The following is an 18,353-nucleotide window of genomic DNA, read 5'->3' as shown; positions in this document are numbered from 1 at the left end:
TGATGGTCGATGGAACCGGCTGCCAGATAAACGCCAGATTATCGAGAGGCCAGCATCTTCATCATCTGCTGGATGTCGATCGAGGCCAATCCGAAGTTTCGCTCGGTCAAATCCTTCAGCTTGTCCGCTGTTACGGCGACGGTCTGGCGAATCTGCTCTTCCGTATGTTCGCTGGTGATGAAGAAGCGCAGACGTGCCATCCCCTCCGGCACCGCCGGATGGATGATCGGCAGGGCATTGATGCCGGCGGCAAGAAGGTCGTTCGACAGTTGCACGGCCCGCAGGGAATCGCCCACCAGAACGGGCACCACTGAAAAGCCAGCGCTCAATCCGGTATCGAGGCCTGCTTCCTGCGCGAGTTTGAGGAAGAGCGCACCATTTCGTCTCAAGGAGGCCACTCGCTCGGGCTCGTTTTCCAGGATGTCGAGGCTCGCGATTGCCGATGCCGTCAGCACCGGTGCGAGACCAACGCTATATACGAAGCCGCCAGCTGTTGCTTTGAGAATGGCGGCAAGCGCGGCACTGCCGGCAATGTAGCCTCCGCAGCTTGATGTAGTCTTGGAGAGCGTCCCCATCCAGATATCGACCTGTCGCGGATCGATTCCGAAATGTTCGAAAGTGCCCCGGCCGCGCCTGCCGAGAATACCCAGCGAATGGGCTTCGTCGACCATGAGCCAGAACCCGTATTCGGCTTTCAGCTTCATGATGGCCGGCAGGTTGGCGATATCGCCATCCATCGAATAGACGCCTTCGACGATCACCAGGATATGGCGATAGTCGCCGGAAACAGTGCGCAGCACGTGTTCCAGGTCATTGGCATCGTTATGCTTGAACAGGCGCCGCGTCGCGCCGGACAGCTTGATGCCGGCCAGCGCGCTGTTGTGAATGAATTCGTCATGCACGACGAGGTCCTTCGGACCCATCAGGCAACTGATCGCCGCCACATTGGTCAGATAGCCGCTGACGAAACAGACGGCAGCATCAACGCCGTAGAAAGACGCGATGCGCTCCTCCAGTGCCGCATGGGCCGGACGCTCACCTGCGACGAGGCGACTGGCCGAGGCCGAGATACCGAACGTGCCAATGGCATCGCGCGCATTCGACAGGACGTGCTGGTGACGGTTCAGACCCAGATAGTCGTAGGAAGCAAAATTGATCAGCTTGCGGCCATCGATCACCGTCGTTGCGCCGGCCGCAGTCTGATGCGCCCGGTAGAACGGATTGTCGATGCCCAGCTGCTCACTCGCCACCTTCTGGGTCAGAACCTGCTTGTATTCCGGCAGGTCCTCGAAACGCGTTTGCTTGCGGCGAACAGGCGGAGGAACGTCGCGCTCGGAGCGAGCCATGCGATTACGCTCGGAAGACTGGTGCGCGTTGCGCATCCGGTCCAGCAGGTTTTCCTTCAGGCTGCTGTTCATCTTCGAAGCGGTCTGACGTTCCTCGTTCTTGCTCATTGGCTCACTGCCTTATCCACACTGTTTCCGGCTCCATTGCCTGTGTGGCGCTGGGCAAGCTCGTTGACGATCTTGTTGTCCGTGGGCTCGCCATCTTCGTCGCTGCCATTATCGCGCTTGCTGACCTTGTCGTAAAGTTTACGGGCCACATCGCCGACAGTGGTGTTATCAGCCACGCCACTGAGCGGCATGTCGAAGCCGGTATTCTGCTGGAAGCTGATCCCGAGTTCCACGGCCATCAGGCTGTCGAGGCCGATTTCCTTGAGAATCTTGTTGCGCGAGATCGTATCCTTCGAGACGCGCAGGATGGCGGCGATTTCACCGGCAACCAGATCGTAGAGGATGTCCTCGGCTTCCTGGGGCGATTTTCCTTCGATCATCGCCACGAGATCAATCGTCTTGCCGTCGCTTCCGGACGAATGCTGGTCAGCGGTGCGCAGGATGACTTCGAACAGCGCGTTGCGAACGGCCGGCAGGTTGCGTGCTGCCGACCAGTCGAGTTCGGAGATCATCGTCACAGCCGCATCCACCGTGCCCGGATCGGAACGGATGTGGCTCTCGACGTGGCTGAGGGCTGACTGCGCCTTCAGCGCCGTCTTGCCGATACGCTTGGAGAGCAGGTCGTTGACGTCGGTGTTCTGGGCCAGATAGCCCTTGTCGGCAATCGCGCCGAAACCGATGGCAAGACCGGGCAGGCCTTCGAGACGGCGGGCGCGCGCCAGGCCTTCGAGATAGCCGTTGGCGGCAACATAGTTTGCCTGTCCCGGATTGCCGACGAGCGTCGTTGCCGAGGAAAACAGGATGAAATGATCAAGCGCGTCGCCACGGGTCAGCCGATCCAGAACCGCGGCACCCTTGGCCTTGACATCGATTACCGGACGGTTTCGCTCACGGCTGAGATTGTTGATCAGCGCGTCGTCGAGAACCATGGCGGCGTGAACGACGGTCTTCAGCGGCGCGATCTGGCGCAACGTCTTCAGCAGCTTGTCGGCCGCCGCTTCGTCGGTGATGTCGCAGGCGTGGACGGTTGTCGAAACCCCCCTGCTTTCCCAGCGCTTGATCGCCTCCAGCGTTTCCGCATCCGCCACGCCGCGGCGGGTGGAGAGCGCGATGTTGCGGGCACCCTTCTCGACCAGCCAGTTCGCGGCAGCAAGGCCGAAGCCGCCGATACCGCCGACGACCAGATGCACGCCGTGGTTATCGACCTGCATGCGGCCAGCCGGGCGATTGGCGACCTCGTCCCGGCCGGAAACCGGCGGCAGAACGACGATCTTGCCGATATGGCCGGCATTCTGCATCAGGCGGAAGGCGTTGCCGATCTCGTCGTGCCCGAAGGCGCGATAGGGCAGCGGCACCAACTTGCCTTCTTCGAACAAGGCACCAATCTCTGTGAAAATCCGCTTCGTCAGATCCGGTGCATTGACCAGCAACTGATCGGCGTCGATGCCGAAATAGCTGATATTGCGACGGAACGGCCGCAGGCCGATCTTGCTGTCGGAGTAATAGTCGCGCTTGCCGAGTTCGAGAAACCGGCCGAACGGCTTGACCAGCGACAGGCTCTGTTCCATCGCCTCGGAAAACAGCGAGTTGAGGACGAGGTCCACGCCTTCGCCGCCGGTAACGCCGAGGATATCGTTGACGAAGGCCAGCGAGCGCGAATCGAAGACGTGATCGGCGCCGAGCATCTTGACGAAACGGCGCTTTTCACGCGTACCGGCCGTGGCAATGACCTTGGCGCCGGCAAGCTTGGCGACCTGCAGGGCGGCAAGCCCGACACCGCCGGCAGCACCATGGATCAGGATCGTTTCGCCGGCACGAATACGGCCGAGTTCCATCATCGCATAATATGCGGTGAGGAAGGCGACCGGCACGGTTGCAGCGGCGACCGGGCTGACGGTTTCCGGCAGACGGGCAACGCCCGCACGGGAGACGACGGCGTGGGTGGAGAATGCCGCCGGGCCGATTGCCATCACGGCGTCTCCGATCGAAAGATCCTTGACCGCGCTGCCGATAGCGACGACATGGCCGGAAAGCTCCATGCCGATCGTTGCGCCGGCGAAGCCGTCCTCAAGCGCTTCTTCCGGCAGCAGGCCCATGGCCCACATGACGTCGCGGAAGTTCAGGCCCGTCGCAGCAACGGCGACAACGACATCATTGGGGCCTGGCTGCGGAATATCGGTTTCTTCCCAAGCGATGCTGCCAACCTGCGAGCTGACGCGCTGGCGGATCGTTGCTGCCTTGAAGCTGGAAGTGCGGCGCAGGGCTTGGCTGACTGGGCCTTGAACGGCCCGGATTTCCGACAGGATGCCGGTCTTGCCATCCAGCAGCCATTCGCGGTTTGCGCTTCCATCCGAAAGCAGCGCAATTGCCGTGGCGAGTTGGATACCGGCATCCGCCTTCGGGCCAGTGAGATCGAGTGAATGGATGTCGAGGATATCGTATTCGTTCTGGAGAACGCGCGCGAAAGCCCAAAGACCGCTGTTGACGCTGGAGCCCGCCACATTTTTCTGGCGCGAAGCCACTGTCACCGGCGAACCGCCAGGTGCTGCTACGACGAGGCGTGGACGCAGTTCGGCGGCCGGCTCGTCATCCGCATAATGCTGGCGCAGAGCTTCGGCGAAAGCGCTGAGCGAGAGGACACGGTTCTGCAGGACAGCCGAATCCTGGCTGCGGTCGCCTGATGTCGCCGCCGACAGATAGACGGCACGCACCGGCTTGTCGTGGAGGCCCTGAAAGGCTTCCGCCAGCTTGGCCTTGTCGGCGTCAAAATCGCCGGTCACCTGAACCGGAACGAGCGGTGACTGTATGGCGTCCTTGCCCGATGGCAGACCCTTGTGCAGGGTCGAAACGCTGCCTTCATGCAGGACTAGGACCGGTGTCGTGACATCAGCAGCCGGTGAGGAGTCGGTCGTCTTCGCTTCGGCCGGCTGGCCGCCTTGTGCTTCCACGACGATGATATTGCCATGCGACAGTTCGCGATCCTCAACCGTGACATTGCGCAGGCCGAGGTCGGTCAGGCACTTCTGCCACTGGGTGATGGTAGCAAGCTTTCCGATCGGGAAGTCGATCGCTTGGCTGCGGGCGAACCAGCCCTCGGTCAGACCGAAGACGAAATCGCTGAACACGGTCGGTGCATTGGTCGCGGCAACCAGCGCGCCGTTCTCGGCGAGGTGGGTGCGCATCGCGCCGCGGATCGCCGCATCCTCGTCGACCAGCTGGAAAAGCGTATCCGACGCGCTGACGGCTAGATCGAATGCCGGCAGGGTGGCGAAGGCATCCTTCTTGAGGACACGCACATGGGCATGTTCCTCAAAGGCGATTTCGAGATTGCGCTGTGCGTTTTCCCGCGGCTCAACGATGATCAGGCTGGCATTGTACTTGGTTGCCAGAGCTGCAAGGCGTCCGGTAAACCCGGCCGAAATGGTTCCGGCCTCGACGATCCTCAAATCCCGTTTGCCATTTTCGCTTTCGAGCGCCTTTTCGACGGCATCAAGCACCAGTTCCATCCGCTGGCGGGTGGATTCGGAATGCACTGTCTGGTGGTCCAGCGTCGCATCACTGATGAAGCCTTGCGGCTTGGTGGTGACGTCGGACTCGACGCCGGAAATTTCGGCGGCAAACAGGCTGTCGATTCGATCGAGCGCTTCGGCATAGGAATTGTTGATCAGAACGGCTTCGACGGCACGCTCGGAGCGCTCGCCATAGAGCTCCTTGAGGATGTCACCAACCGGTGGGAGTGAAAACTCGGTCGCGATCTTCCAAGTTCCACCCTTGTTCTCGCACAGGCCGGCATCTTCCAGGACGTAAAGGCAGTTGGCCAGGAAGCAGCGGAAGGCGAAGTCGCCGGGAAGCGAGCGCGTGTCAATCTTCGCCGTACCCTTGCCGAGCTTGAGTGCAATCTCATGGCAGGCGCGGTAGATCGCGGCATTGAACAGAAGCGTGGTGTTGTCGATGCCGGTATCGTCGGTGGCGGCGACCAGTGGCATCGGCAAGGCAGTCGAGGATGCTGCGGCAGCAAACAGTGCTGCGCGATCTGACGGGATCGCCTCGTAGTGGAAGGACAGCATGTCCAGCGTCTTGTGCTGGCGCAGGTAGGTCCGGCGGAAGCGGCAATCATCGAAGGCGGCGATGAGGTCGCCACCGGCGCTGAAGAAACGGAACTTCGCCTTGATCGAGTTGGCACTGATACGCTCGATCTCAACCACGGCGCGCTTGACGGTCAGCCCCGAATTGCTGATGCGCACCGAGCCGAAGCGGACCGGAATATAGGGTGCGCCGCCGGCTTCGCCGGTGAAGCGATCGAACAATGCCACCATCCCGTGGAAGGTCGCGTCCACGGAGATCGGGTTAAGGCTGTAGGATACGAACGGGTTACCGGCGTCTTCCGGCTCCTTCAGTTCGACATCGATGAACCTGTCGTCATAGGAAACGGCCTTCGCCATCAACTGGAAGCGCGGACCGTAGTCGAGGCCGAACTGGCGGGCTGTTTCATAGGCCTTGGCCGGCGTGACCGTCGCAGACTTTTCGAGTCCTGCGAACGGGTTTGCGGCCGGGGCGGTATTGGCCGGGATCGGCTTGCGGCTGCGCGCCACGGCATGCACGGCCCAATCGTCTTCCGACAGGCGTTCACGCGAACGGATTTCGATATCGCCGGTTTCCGGCGAGAGCACTGTCGACAATTCCATCATCCGGCTGTCGGCAAGCTCCAGCGGCCGTACGATTTCCAGATTGGTGATGTCGACTTCCGGCGTGCCGTAAAACTGTTGCGCGGCGGAAATAGCGATTTCAATGAAGCCGCTGCCCGGCAGGATGGCCTTGCCATCGACGACATGCTCGGCGAGGTCCGGGAACAGATGGGCGTCGATGTGGTTCTTCCAGCTACCGCTGTTGAGGTCGGCACGCCAGCCTGCAAGCGTATAGGGCGACTTGGCGCCACGGCCGAACAGATCGGTCGCGTCACTGGTCGAGGCCGGACGCAGTTCGGTGGGCTCGAAGGGCAGGTTGGGCAGGCGGACGAAGGCGTTGCGCTTGCCGAACAGGCGGGCTTCATCGAAGGCGGCGCCATGAGCGATCGCACGGGCCATGGCGCGCGAGATCGGATCCTGCCCCTTTTCACCGGGATCACGCAACAGGGTCGGTACGACCATGCCAGGGATCGACGCCTGCTTGACGGTTTCCTTCAGGTAGGACGACAGGATCGGGCGTGGCGAGACTTCGATGAACAGGCTGCAGCCGAGTTCGATGGCAGCTTCGGTCGCGGCCTGGAAACGGACCGGTTCGCGCACGTTCTTCCACCAGTAGTCCGGATCGAGCTGTGTTCCGTCCAGTCGCGACCCGGTAACGGTCGACAGATAGGCGAGTTCAGACTTGCGCGGAGCAATATCCGGGATATCGCCGAGGAAGGATTTCTTCGCCTGATCGATAATCGGGTGATGGAATGGATAGTTGATATCAAGAATCTGCACCGGAATTTTCGCCTTGCGGGCAGCGTCCCGATAAACAGAAATTTCGTGGGCCCGGCCGGAAATGGTCACCGAATTGTGCGCGTTGACGGCGGCGACGCAGACTTGCTCCAGGCCGCGTGCCTTCGCAAACGCGTTTGCGGCGTCCTCGCCGAGCATGACTGCGGCCATCGTGCCCTGACCGGCGAGAAGATCCTGATGCAGCGAGCGCTTGGCGACGATCGACACGGCGTCCACGAGCGAGAGGGCGCCCGCCGCATAGGCCGCGGCGATTTCACCGACGGAATGGCCGAAGACGGCGGTCGGCTTGATGCCCATGGCAACCAGCGAATCCGACAGGGCAGCCTGGACTGCAAACAGCAGGGGCTGGGCGACCTTGGTGTCTGAGAGCTTCTTGTCGAGGTCCGGATCCGTCAGCAGATCGGTCAGTACAATGTCCGAATGGAACTTGAACAGCGCGCTGACAGAGGTGAAGCACTGGCGGAAGTGCAGATTCTCGCGGAACGCTTCAACACCCATGCCGGCCCATTGCGAACCGTTGCCGGAGAAGACGAAGGCGACCTTTGCATCCTTCGTGACTGCTTCGCCGGTTTCACCGATGTCGGAAGCCGGCTTTTCCAGATGGCTGGCGATGGCGCGAATGATGTCTTCCGGATGGTCGCTGCGAGCAGCAAAACGATGACGCATCTGCGTACGGTTGACGCCGGAAGCAGCAATGATGGAGCGCGCTTCTTCTCGCGAGGCCCTGGCGAAGGTCGACTTGTACGACTTCAGCAGTTCTTCGAGACTGTTGGCCGTATGGGCGCTCGCCATGAAGACATGGCCGGTTGCATTGTTGCGATGCCGCTCGTCCTGAACTGGATCGGGGTCACTGATGACCACGTGGGCATTGGCGCCGCCGAATCCGAAGGAGTTGATGCCGGCGAGGCGGGCGCGTTTGCCGCGCAGGAGTTCGATCGGATTTGCCGTGACGCGGACGTTCAGGCCGTCGAAATCGATGTTTTCGTTCGGTGTATCAAAATGCAGAGAGGCCGGCAGATAGTTGTTCTCAAGCGCCATGACGGCTTTGAGCATGCCAAACAGGCCGGATGCCGGTTCGGTATGGCCGATATTCGACTTGATGGAGCCAATCGGGACAGGCGCGCGGCGATCAGCACCGATCACGGTACCGATAGACCAGACTTCGGCGGGGTCGCCCACCTTGGTGCCCGTGCCGTGGCCTTCGACAAAGGCAACCTGGTTGGCGTCGATATTGTTGCCCTGATAGATCGAGCGCAGCAGATTGGCCTGAGCTTCGCGCGATGGCAGGGAAATGCCGTTGGTGCGGCCCGCAGAATTGACGCCGGTGGCGACGATCTTCGCGTAGCTGCGGTCCTTTTCCTGCTTGGCGCGGTCGGAGCGGCGCAGGACGAACACAACGCCACCCTCAGCGCGCACATAGCCTGCGCCGTCATTGTCGTAGGCGCGGCAGAGCCCCTCGGGCGACAGCATGCGGGCCTGAGCAAATCCGACGAAGGGCAGCGGGTGGGCAAGAATATTCACGCCGCCGACGATGGCGGTGTCGATTTCACCGGCATTCAATGCACGCATCGCCTGATCGAGCGCGACCAGCGAGGAGGAACAGGCCGTATCGACTGTCATGCTGGGGCCGCTAAGCCCGAAAATATGCGAGATACGGTTGGAAACGATCGACAGCGTGTTGCCGGTCATGAAGTAGGGGCCGGCCGCAGCCGGGTCTTCGACCGTCAGGTTCGCATGGTCGAGGCTCGATGCGCCGATATAGACGCCGACATTTTCGCCATGCAGCGACGGAACGGAAATGTTCGCGTCCTCAAGCGCGCGCCAGGCGAGTTGCAATAGAACGCGCTGCTGCGGATCCATATACATGGCTTCGCGCTGCGACATGCCGAAGGCAGCCGGATCGAAATCATAGACGCTGTCCAGAACGCCAGCCGCAAACGAATAGGTCTTGCCCGGATTGCCAATGACAGGATGCCAAAAGCGGGCAAGGTCCCAACGATCTGAAGGTATGCGCGTGACGGTGCATTTGCCCTGGCGCAGGACTCGAAACAACGCCTGGGGCGAATTGGCTCCCGGGGCGAGACATGCGCGCCCTATGATTTCAACTGTCATATTTTATCGAACGCTCTAAACTGCTGTGAGTTGTCTTTGCTGCTTACACTTGAAACGCGAAAAAGCAATCGGAACTTCCTCTTCCGACCCGCAGTGGCGGGCCGTCATCCTTTCGACGCCAGCTATATTAGCGTCCTTTTAACCCATGTTCACTAGCTTTCAACCCTGTTGTGCGAACTTACACTTGGCGGATGGGCGTCCAACACACTTATGGAAACACACCGTAACCGTTGTGGAGAACCTATTGCCGGAAAGGCGCACTGCAATTATTTCGGCGGCTGTGTCCTGGAATGGCTTGTTGTGGGACAGCGATTGTGCTTTTCAAGGGGCAATCGGAATTCCGGTTATCAGAATGCAGCGGCGCCAGTGGTATCCCGCATACCAATTTTTGGGGTCGATTTCGGAGTGCTTTAATTGAACCGTTTGAATGCGATCCTGATTTGCGCCCTCTTGACGGGATGTCAGGCAGTTCCGGGCGAAGGCCCTGTTTCTTCTGAAATTATCAAGGATGCAGGCCTTTCGGGGCAGGAACTTGGCCGGAAGAATGCCGCTGCCTATGACATCATTGACGTCGATGCCCGTTCGGCGCGTCTGGTGTCGCAATACGTTGCGACCGCGATGAACCGGCGATTCGGCATCGGCGGGGGCGTCGGGCGTGTTGTCATCGGTGTTGGTGACCAGCTGAAGGTCACGATCTTCGAAGCCGGCAGCGACGGACTGTTTTCCACATCGGATTCCAAGCAGACCAATCTCGACCTCGTCGTCCAGCCGAACGGCATGGCGTCCATTCCCTATGTCGGTCTGGTTCAGTTCGCCGGCAAAACGCTGGAGCAGGCGCGCCAGACTATTCTTGACGCACTGGTCAAGAAGGCCGTCGAACCCGACGTCATCGTCACCAGCATGTCGACTGCATCGCGCAATGTCACCGTTTCGGGTGCCGTCGGCCATTCTGCCGTCGTTCCGCTCAGCCTGGTCAGCGAGACGATCAACGAAGTCATCGCAAAGGCAGGCGGCCCGACCGCGCAGCCGTATGAAACCTATGTCACACTGGTTCGCGGCAAGAAGACCGGCACCGCCCTGTTGAAGTCCATCATCGAAAATCCGTCGGAAAACGTCCGCGTTGTGCCGGGCGACCAGATTTTCGTGACGCGCGACCCCCGCACCTTCACCGTGCTGGGCTCGACCAGAATCAACAAGCGTGTCGAATTCGGCGCCAACGACCTGAATATCCTCGAAGCAGTAGCGCTCGCCGGTGGCGGCGACGACAACGCGGTCGATGCCAAGGGCTACTTCGTCTTCCGTTATGAAGAAGCCGATGTCGTTTCCAGCCTGCTTGGTCAGGAGCGCTTCAATGCCATGCTCAACAAGGGCATGGCGCCAGACGCCCAAGGCCGTTATCCGATTGTTTACCGTCTCGACATGAGCCGCCCGGACAGCCTGATCGTCGGCCAGACCTTCCCGGTCAAGAGCCGCGATGTGATCTACGCGTCGCGCCATCCGTCAGTCGATTTCGCCAAGTTCCTGGGGATTGTCGCGCGTCCTATTGGTGTCGCCAGTGGCGCGACGAGCGCGGTCCGCAACGTGGAACGCCTCGGCGACTGATAAACGGCCGTGTCGCGCTTGCGTGATACGCACATTCAAAAGCCAGCACTCATCGGGTGCTGGCTTTTTTGTTGGTCCGGATCGAAGTTAAAAAGAGAGATCGAGGACGCGGTCTTCGAACAGACGGTTGCGCGATCCCTCAAGATGCAGCCGCATGGCCTTTTGCGCGTCCTCCGCCCGACCGTCGGCTATTGCCTGGTAGATGGCGTTGTGCTCGTCGAACACCCGCTCCAGCCCGAGCCGTGGTCCCATCAGCGAAAGTCCGTGCAGATGCATGCCGACGGCGATATGCGGCTTCAGCGCATCGATCGAGGCTGTATAATAATGATTGTTGGCCGCTTCGGTAACGCAGCGGTGGAAGACGAAATCGGCGTCGGTGCGATGAAGCTGATGGCTGGTTGCCTCGCGCAGATCGGCAAGCGCAGAAGCGATCTTCTGAATTGCCGCCTCATCGCGTCGCTGAGCCGCAAAGAAGGCAGCAGCCGGCTCGATCGTCAGGCGGAACTCGTAGCAACGCTGGATATCGGCAATGGTCTTGACCGGGGAATAGGCGAGATGTGTCGCCGGTGAGGCCTGTGCGCTGACAAAGGTGCCTGCACCCTGGCGGGAATAGACCATTCCTTCCTCGCGCAGGCGGCCGAGCGCATCGCGCACGATCGGCCGCGAGACACCCATGATCGACGCGAGTTCATGCTCCCCGGGCAGGCGGGAATCCGGCGGATAGTTGCCGGAACGGATGCGCTCCTTCAACTGGTCGAAGACGCGATCGACAAGCCTGACCGACTTACCGCGCTCTGGCTTGGCGTTCGGGCCGGACTCTCCGATTGAGGGGGCATCTTGCGCCATTCTTTTCACCACGCCTGTTTTTCGATCCTTGTCCCGTTGGACATTGTTTGACTTAGCAGATTCTCGGGAACGAGTTTTAGCAAAGAATCAACATTGCCGAAGCCCCCCGACTTGACCGCACAGTTAAATGTCCGGCCATCCACGCTTGTTATCTCGAACCAGGGGATACCCGCCTCGATCTCGCCGTTCGGTACGAGAACTCTGGCGCCAAGCTCCCTCAGGATGGCCAGCGCCGTATCGCCACCGCCCATCATCAGCATGTCAGGGCGTGTCTGCGCGACGATGTCGCGGATGCCCTCGGCAAAGCGGACGACGACCTCTTCCGGCTTCGAGACCTGTTCGCCCGAACACCGGGCAATGGCTGGAAGCGAACTGATCCCGGCTGCGGACAATGCCCCGGCAGGCGCGTCCGAGACCGAGGCGATCCAGCGATGTTCCTGAAGATAGACGATCTGCGCCGCGGTAATCGGATCGCGCGAGCCGAAGGCGAATAGCGTTTCCGAGGTTGGTGACAAAGCAGGAGGAGCGGCTGCTGGCCGGTAAAGGGCGCGGGCAAACGCGCTGCCCAGGCCGCGCGCGCCAACGGCAATCGAGCCTGTCCAGTCGGTCTGGCGAACCAGATCATCAAGGTCTCGATCGGTTGTGGCATCGAACACCGCAACAGAGTCGGTGCCCGCCGGAAACAGTGGGCGGATCGATAGGGGAGTGTCAACGCCACGGCCAGTGACGGCGCCATCAATGGTGAAGCGCTGCTGGTCGGGGATCGCGGGAGCGACAAGGATATGCTGCCGTTCGGCGCCTTTTGCCAGCGCCAGACTTTCGGTGGCGACATTGCCTTTCAGCCGCGAGTCGATTTTCTTGAAGAGAATATCGGGCTTCGCCGGTCCGAGCGTGGAGAGTACCATCTCAATCCGTGCCACCGCTTCCTCGTCGGTCAGGGCGCGGGACGCCGTATTGACGACAAGTACCTCCGGATCGTGTGTCAGCGCCTCGGCCAGCGCCTCCACATCGATCGCCACGACTACCTTCAGGCCGGCCTCGACGAACGGCGTTCCGGTATCGAGCGCGCCCGTCAGGTCATCGGCGATGATGGCAATCTTCAGCGTCATCCGGGCAGGCCCTCGGTCACGGCATGACAGGCGACCATGTGGCCGGGGCGCGCTTCGCGCCACTCGGGCACCACCTTGCCGCAGACATCCATGGCGATCGGGCAGCGGGTGTGGAAACGACATCCGGCGGGCGGGTTGAGCGGGCTGGGCACATCGCCCTGCAGGATTTGCCGCTTGCGGCTCCGCTCATGCGCCGGATCGGCTTCCGGCACAGCGGAGAGCAGAGCTTTGGTATAGGGATGCAGCGGGTGCTCGAACAGTTCCTCGCGGGTGGCAAGCTCCGCCAGCCGACCGAGATACATGACGCCGACGCGGTCGCTGATGTGGCGCACGACGGCGAGGTCATGGGCGATGAACAGGTAGGTGAGCCCGTATTTCTGCTGCAGGTCGAGCAGCAGGTTGATGATCTGCGCCTGTACGGAGACATCGAGCGCCGAGATCGCTTCATCGCAGACGATGAATTTCGGCTGGCAGGCCAGTGCGCGGGCGATCGCCACACGCTGGCGCTGGCCGCCGGACAGTTCGTGTGGGTAACGCGAAGCAAAACGCGGCGGCAGGCCGACATCGGCCAGCAGCGTCGAGATCCGGTCCTTGAGTTCCGCCTTGGTGGCGAGCTTGTGAAACAGGATGGGCTCGCCGACCGCTTCGCCGATCGTCATGCGCGGGTTGAGCGTGGAATAGGGGTCCTGAAAAACGATCTGCAACTGGCGGCGATAGGGCCGCATCGCCCTCTCGTCGAGTTCGACGATGTTCTTGCCCTGATAGATCACCTTGCCCTCGGTGGCCCGATGCAGGTTGAGCAGCGTGAAGCCCGTCGTCGACTTGCCGCAACCGGATTCGCCGACAAGGCTCAGCGTCTCGCCTTCGAGAATGTCGAAATTGACGTCATCCAGCGCATGCACGGTCGCGGCACGTTCCCCGAAGGCACCAAGCCGGACGTGGAAGTGCTTGACCAGATTTTCGATACGCATCAGCGGTTGGGCAGCCATCACGCGGCCTCCAGTTTTCTTTGGGCAACGAAGCAGGCGACGCGGTGCGCGCCGTTCTGACCAATGCCCTCCAGCGACGGGACCCGCTCGTGGCAGACCGCTTCGGCGAGCGGACAGCGCGGCGCGAAAGGACACCCTTTGGGGCGGCGGCCGGGTTCGGGCGGCGTGCCGCCGATAGAACTGAGACGGGCCGAACGCTCGTCGGACAGTTTCGGGATCGAGGCGAGCAAGCCCTGCGTATAGGGGTGGCTCGGGTTCGAAAACAGTGCATCGACCGGCGCATCCTCCACCACGGTTCCGGCATAGAGAACGTTGATGCGATCGACGAGGCCGGCGATCAGCGCCAGATCGTGGGTGATCCAGACGACCGACATGCCGAGCTTGTCGCGCAGGTCCTTCACCAGATCGACGATCTGCGCCTGGATGGTGACATCGAGCGCCGTGGTCGGCTCGTCGGCGATCAGAAGCTGCGGATTGCAGGCAAGGCCGATGGCGATCATCACGCGCTGGCGCATGCCGCCGGACAGTTCGTGCGGATAGGCGTCCAGCCGGTCCTCGGCGCCGGGAATGCCGACGAGCTTCAGCAGTTCACCGGCGCGCTTGCGGGCCTCGGCCTTCGACATGCCGCGATGGTAGATCAGCGGTTCGGCCAGCTGCTGGCCGATGCGCATCACCGGATTGAGCGAGGTCATCGGATCCTGGAAGATGAAGCCGACATCGCCGCCGCGCACCTTGCGCAGCTCCGAATTCGACATTTTCTGCAGGTCGCGGCCTGCGAAATTGGCCTCACCTTTCGTGACGCGGATCTTGTTGGGAAGCAGGCGCATCATGCTCAGCATGGTCAGGCTCTTGCCACATCCGGATTCCCCGACGATGCCGAGCGTTTCGCCCTTGCCGACATGCAGATCGATGCCATCGACGATGGTCGCCGGGCCGTTGCGGGTCTCGATCTCGATGGTAAGCCCCTTGACGTCGAGCAGGCGCTCGCTGGCTGCAGAGGGGACGGGGCGGATATCGTTGGCCATCATCATCATTTCGCTCCTCGCGGATTGAGTGCGTCATTGAGCCCGTCGCCGAGGAACGAGAAGGCGACGGAGGCGAGGCCGAGCACGGCGGCGGGGGCGGCGAGCAGATGCGGATAATGCTGCCAGACGCGCAGGCCGTCGGAAATCATGTTGCCCCAGCTCGGTGTCGGTGGATTGACCCCAACGCCGAGGAAGGAGAAGGCGCTTTCCAGCACCATGGCGGTGCCGAGGCCGGCGCTGACGGCGACGATCAGCGGCCCCAGCGCATTCGGCACGACATAGCGCATCAGGATGATGCGGTTGGTGAGGCCCAGCGCCTGGGCGGCGGTGATATAGGGCCGCGAGCGTATCGACAGGACCTGCGCGCGCACGAGGCGGGCATAGGGTGGCCAGGAGATCAGCGCCATCGAACCGAAGACCAGCAGGAAATCTACCCAGATGGTTTCGCGATAGAACGGATTGAGGGTAGCGAGATACCTGGCTTCCATCCAGCTGGAAATCGGTGACTTCAGGGACGCATTGATGACGACCACGAGCAGCAGGTTTGGGATCGACATGGTCATGTCGGTCAGCCACATGACGGCCTTGTCCAGAAAGCCGCCAAAGAAGCCGGCAAGTGCACCGAGTGTGACGCCGATCAGCACGGCGATGAACGTGACGACGATGGCGACGAGGAAGGCCGTGCGTGTGCCATAGACGACACGGCTGAACACATCGCGGCCGAGATCATCGGTGCCGAAAAGATGGGACAGCGACGGTGCCAGATTGCGGCCGTTCAGATCCTGGCTGAGGAAGTCGTAAGGTGTGAGATAGGGTCCAAACAGCGCTGTGAAGGCGAGGACTATTACGATGATAAGGCCGAAAACGGCGAGCTTGTTGCGGCGCAGGCGATGCCAGGCGTCGCGCCAGAGGCTAACGGGCGGTTCGATCTCGATCGGCGTAGTGGTCATGGGAACGACAGACACGGTCAGCGGCTCCTTCTGGTATCGTTGGCGCGCGGGTCGAGCAGCGGATAGAGCACGTCGACCAGCAGGTTGGAGATCATCACCAGGAATGAGCCGATCAACGTGATGGCGAGGATGACTGGGTAATCGGTATTGGTCAGCGCCTGTACCGTGAGGCGGCCAAGGCCCGGCAGACCGAAGACCAGCTCGACGAAGATGGCGCCATTGACGATGGTGATCATGATGAGGCCAAGCTGAGTGACGACCGGTGTCAGAACCGGGCGAAGGATATGGCGCAGCGCGACCATCGTTTCCGGAACGCCTTTGGCGCGGGCGGTGCGAACGAAATCCTCCGACAGGACTTCGATGACGGCGGCGCGGGTCTGGCGCACGATGAGCGCGATCGGCTGGAAGGAAAGGACGAGCAGAGGCAGGAGGATGCGCACATCGAACACGCCGCCCCAGCCGTAAGGAACTGCCGAGCCCGGCAGGACCATGATCAGCAAGACCATCAGCATCGGGCCGGCGACATAAGCGGGGATCGCCCAGAGAAACAGGGCGGAGCCAAGGATGGCGTAGTCTGTGCGAGTGTTCTGGTTCAGCGCCGCGATCAGGCCGAGCGGGATGGCGACGACAGCGGTGAGGATGACGGAACAGAGCGCGAGCTTGAAGGAAACGGGGGCTGCGGCCGAGATCATCGCCCAGACGGAGCGGCCGGAGCTCAGCGAATTGCCAAAATTGCCGTGCAGCAGGTTCCAGATATAGCTGCAGAACTGGACGAGGAACGGCCGGTTGAGGCCAGCGCTTTCGCGGATCGCCTCGATGCGTTCCGGATTATAGGCAACGTCGCCGGGCGCGCGCAGGAAGATCAGCTTGATCGGGTCGCCGGCCCCGTAATAGGCCAGCGCATAGACCCCGAGCATGACAAGAAGGACGGATGGAATCCAGACCACGAAACGGGTCGTAATATAACGCAGCATGGCAGTCTCCCACCGTTCGTTTCAGAAGATGATGCCGTGAGCCAGCGCCGTGGCACCGACTCCCGCGCAATCATACTCCGGCATAAGCAATCTGTGCGGAAGCGGGTCTCCGCTCCCGCACAGAAATGTCGGTCAATCCCGGCCTCAGGCGATCGAGATGTCCCAAGGGGCGACGACTTGCCAGTCGAGGTTCTTGTCGATGCCAGTCACCTTTTCGGTGGCCCAGCGCGACATCGCCTGAGCGTACCAGGGGATGAAGTTCCAGTCTTCGCGGAAGGCCTTCTGGGCTTCCTGGGCAAGGGCGATGCGCTGCGGATCATCAGCGGCCTTGGTGGCGGCTTCCGCCAGCAGGCTGTCGACCTTGTCGTTCTTGTAGCCGCCGAGCTTGTTCTGCGCGTTCGACGAGGTCGAGGCGATGGAACCGGCAAGATAGGACACGGCATCGGGAACGCGGGTGCCGACGTCGTCGCGGAAGATCTGGACCGCGTTCTGGTCCGGACCGGCATAGGCATCCTGCTGCGGCTTCATATCGACTGCGGTAATGCCGAGGTTCTGGCGCCACTGTTCGGCGATGAACTGGGCGGCCGCTTCGATGGCCGGGCCGGACACGCCGACGAACAGAAGCTTCGGAAGCCGCTCGGGGCCGCCATAGCTCGATTCCGCCAAAAGCTTCTTTGCGCCTTCCGGATCATATGGATAGGGCTCGAAACCGGAATTGTCGGCGCCCGGTACGGAGTTGAGGACCTGATCGGTCTTCTTGTGCGGGCCATCCGGGAAGGAAGCCTTCATCAGGCCATCGCGGTCGACGGCCATGATCAGCGCCTGGCGAACTTTCGGATCATCCATCGGCGCGCGCGACGAATTGAGCCAGAAATGCTGGCTGGTCGGGATCAGCGGCCCCTCGGCAAAGCCGGCGCCGAGATCCTGCACGATCGTCGAGGTGACGAGCTCGGTATGGGCATTGTATTCGCCGGACTTCAAAAGCGAGGTCGCGGTGACATTGTCTTCGATCGAGTCGATCTCGATACGGGCGAGTTTCGGCTTCGGGCCGAAGAAGTTTTCATTCGGCTCGAATACCAGCTTGCCGGCGTCGAGATCGATGCTGGTGAGCTTGAACGGGCCGGAATAGACGGCACTGTTGGCAGGCGAATACCACTCGGCGATTTCCTCACCATCTTCGCCGCGCGACTGCGAGGCCTTGGTGATCGGTGCGATATGGTTGCCGAGGCGCATGAAGAAGATCGGATCGGATTCCGACAGGGTGACGACGACAGTGTTTTCGTCCGGCGTGGCGATACCGGAGATTTCCTTGGCCTTGCCGCCGCTGACATCCGCATAACCGACGACCTTGCTCAGAACCTGATCGGCGCGCTGGTTCTTGGTGTTCGGCATCGCCGAGACGTTCCACGAGCCCTTGACGTCTTCAGCGGTGATCTTGCTGCCATCCGAGAAGACAGCCTTCGGGTCGATCTTGAAGGTCCAGACCTTCTTGTCGGCGTCCGGCTCCCAGCTTGTAAAGACGTAAGGGTGCAATTCGCCCTTGGAGTCGAAATACATCGGCGAAGCCCACCAGGCCGAATTCCAGCGATACGGAGGGCCGCCGCCACGCAGGGGCGACCAATCCTGGTTGAAGGCCGGATGTGCGACCTTGAGTACCTGCCCCTCCTGGGCAACGACGATACGCGCATTCAGGCCGAAGAGACCGAGCGCGACACTGGTGCCGAGGCCCAGTTTCAGGGCGCTGCGGCGTGTCATCTGCGGCTGTGACGAGCCGCCTTGATTGTTCTGGTTAGACATCTGATCCTCCAA

At 61.4% G+C, this 18,353-nt stretch carries 10 protein-coding genes; 1 reads left to right on the top strand and 9 read right to left on the bottom strand.

The annotated features are described in order from the left end of the window. Positions 1 to 38: 38 nt before the first annotated feature. Both ASG68_RS03155 and ASG68_RS03150 read right to left on the bottom strand, forming a co-directional pair. Positions 39 to 1,454, bottom strand: a complete 1,416-nt coding sequence (locus tag ASG68_RS03155; RefSeq protein ID WP_062583206.1) for an aminotransferase class I/II-fold pyridoxal phosphate-dependent enzyme — start codon at positions 1,452 to 1,454, stop codon at positions 39 to 41. Next, on the bottom strand, positions 1,451 to 9,049 hold the full coding sequence (locus tag ASG68_RS03150) for a type I polyketide synthase (RefSeq protein WP_062609125.1): 7,599 nt from the start codon (positions 9,047 to 9,049) through the stop codon (positions 1,451 to 1,453). The genes ASG68_RS03155 and ASG68_RS03150 overlap by 4 nt, the downstream gene beginning before the upstream one ends. A 414-nt stretch (positions 9,050 to 9,463) precedes the next feature. Between ASG68_RS03150 and ASG68_RS03145 the strand changes: the two genes are divergently transcribed. After that, the gene (locus tag ASG68_RS03145) at positions 9,464 to 10,651 is read left to right on the top strand and encodes a polysaccharide biosynthesis/export family protein (protein WP_062583210.1); all 1,188 of its coding nucleotides are present in this window, start codon (positions 9,464 to 9,466) and stop codon (positions 10,649 to 10,651) included. Between the two features lie 87 nt (positions 10,652 to 10,738). Here the strand turns inward: ASG68_RS03145 and ASG68_RS03140 are convergent, their stop codons facing one another. The 7 genes from ASG68_RS03140 to ASG68_RS03110 form a co-directional block, all read right to left on the bottom strand. Continuing rightward, positions 10,739 to 11,497 (bottom strand): FadR/GntR family transcriptional regulator, encoded by a 759-nt coding sequence (locus ASG68_RS03140; RefSeq protein ID WP_062583212.1) that lies wholly within the window; start codon positions 11,495 to 11,497, stop codon positions 10,739 to 10,741. 5 nt (positions 11,498 to 11,502) lie between these two features. Further along, the gene (locus ASG68_RS03135) at positions 11,503 to 12,606 is read right to left on the bottom strand and encodes a four-carbon acid sugar kinase family protein (protein WP_062583214.1); all 1,104 of its coding nucleotides are present in this window, start codon (positions 12,604 to 12,606) and stop codon (positions 11,503 to 11,505) included. Then, complete coding sequence (locus ASG68_RS03130; RefSeq protein WP_062583215.1) at positions 12,603 to 13,595, bottom strand: ABC transporter ATP-binding protein; 993 nt, start codon at positions 13,593 to 13,595, stop codon at positions 12,603 to 12,605. Before ASG68_RS03130 ends, ASG68_RS03135 begins: the two co-directional genes overlap by 4 nt. Continuing rightward, the gene (locus ASG68_RS03125; RefSeq protein WP_200943250.1) at positions 13,595 to 14,626 is read right to left on the bottom strand and encodes an ABC transporter ATP-binding protein; all 1,032 of its coding nucleotides are present in this window, start codon (positions 14,624 to 14,626) and stop codon (positions 13,595 to 13,597) included. Before ASG68_RS03125 ends, ASG68_RS03130 begins: the two co-directional genes overlap by 1 nt. Next, the gene (locus ASG68_RS03120) at positions 14,626 to 15,570 is read right to left on the bottom strand and encodes an ABC transporter permease (protein ID WP_156373808.1); all 945 of its coding nucleotides are present in this window, start codon (positions 15,568 to 15,570) and stop codon (positions 14,626 to 14,628) included. The genes ASG68_RS03125 and ASG68_RS03120 overlap by 1 nt, the downstream gene beginning before the upstream one ends. Positions 15,571 to 15,587: 17 nt before the next feature. Continuing rightward, complete coding sequence (locus tag ASG68_RS03115) at positions 15,588 to 16,544, bottom strand: ABC transporter permease (protein WP_062583219.1); 957 nt, start codon at positions 16,542 to 16,544, stop codon at positions 15,588 to 15,590. 144 nt (positions 16,545 to 16,688) lie between these two features. Then, positions 16,689 to 18,341 carry an ABC transporter substrate-binding protein gene (locus ASG68_RS03110; protein ID WP_062583221.1) on the bottom strand — a complete coding sequence of 551 codons (1,653 nt, stop codon included), beginning with the start codon at positions 18,339 to 18,341 and terminating at the stop codon, positions 16,689 to 16,691. Positions 18,342 to 18,353: the final 12 nt, after the last annotated feature.

It is taken from the genome of Rhizobium sp. Leaf453 (assembly GCF_001425605.1).
Taxonomy (GTDB): Bacteria; Pseudomonadota; Alphaproteobacteria; order Rhizobiales; family Rhizobiaceae; genus Pararhizobium.
The sequence above is the reverse complement of the archived record's forward strand: the minus strand, read 5'-3'. Positions and strand labels throughout refer to the sequence as shown.

What these genes read in the sequence shown, in the direction of transcription:
- ASG68_RS03140 (WP_062583212.1), bottom strand. Translation starts at nt 11,497, where the DNA reads ATGGCGCAAGATGCCCCCTCAATCGGAGAGTCCGGCCCGAACGCCAAG.
- ASG68_RS03125 (WP_200943250.1), bottom strand. Translation starts at nt 14,626, where the DNA reads ATGATGATGGCCAACGATATCCGCCCCGTCCCCTCTGCAGCCAGCGAG.
- ASG68_RS03155 (WP_062583206.1), bottom strand. Translation starts at nt 1,454, where the DNA reads ATGAGCAAGAACGAGGAACGTCAGACCGCTTCGAAGATGAACAGCAGC.
- ASG68_RS03130 (WP_062583215.1), bottom strand. Translation starts at nt 13,595, where the DNA reads ATGGCTGCCCAACCGCTGATGCGTATCGAAAATCTGGTCAAGCACTTC.
- ASG68_RS03150 (WP_062609125.1), bottom strand. Translation starts at nt 9,049, where the DNA reads ATGACAGTTGAAATCATAGGGCGCGCATGTCTCGCCCCGGGAGCCAAT.
- ASG68_RS03110 (WP_062583221.1), bottom strand. Translation starts at nt 18,341, where the DNA reads ATGTCTAACCAGAACAATCAAGGCGGCTCGTCACAGCCGCAGATGACA.
- ASG68_RS03115 (WP_062583219.1), bottom strand. Translation starts at nt 16,544, where the DNA reads ATGCTGCGTTATATTACGACCCGTTTCGTGGTCTGGATTCCATCCGTC.
- ASG68_RS03135 (WP_062583214.1), bottom strand. Translation starts at nt 12,606, where the DNA reads ATGACGCTGAAGATTGCCATCATCGCCGATGACCTGACGGGCGCGCTC.
- ASG68_RS03120 (WP_156373808.1), bottom strand. Translation starts at nt 15,570, where the DNA reads ATGACCACTACGCCGATCGAGATCGAACCGCCCGTTAGCCTCTGGCGC.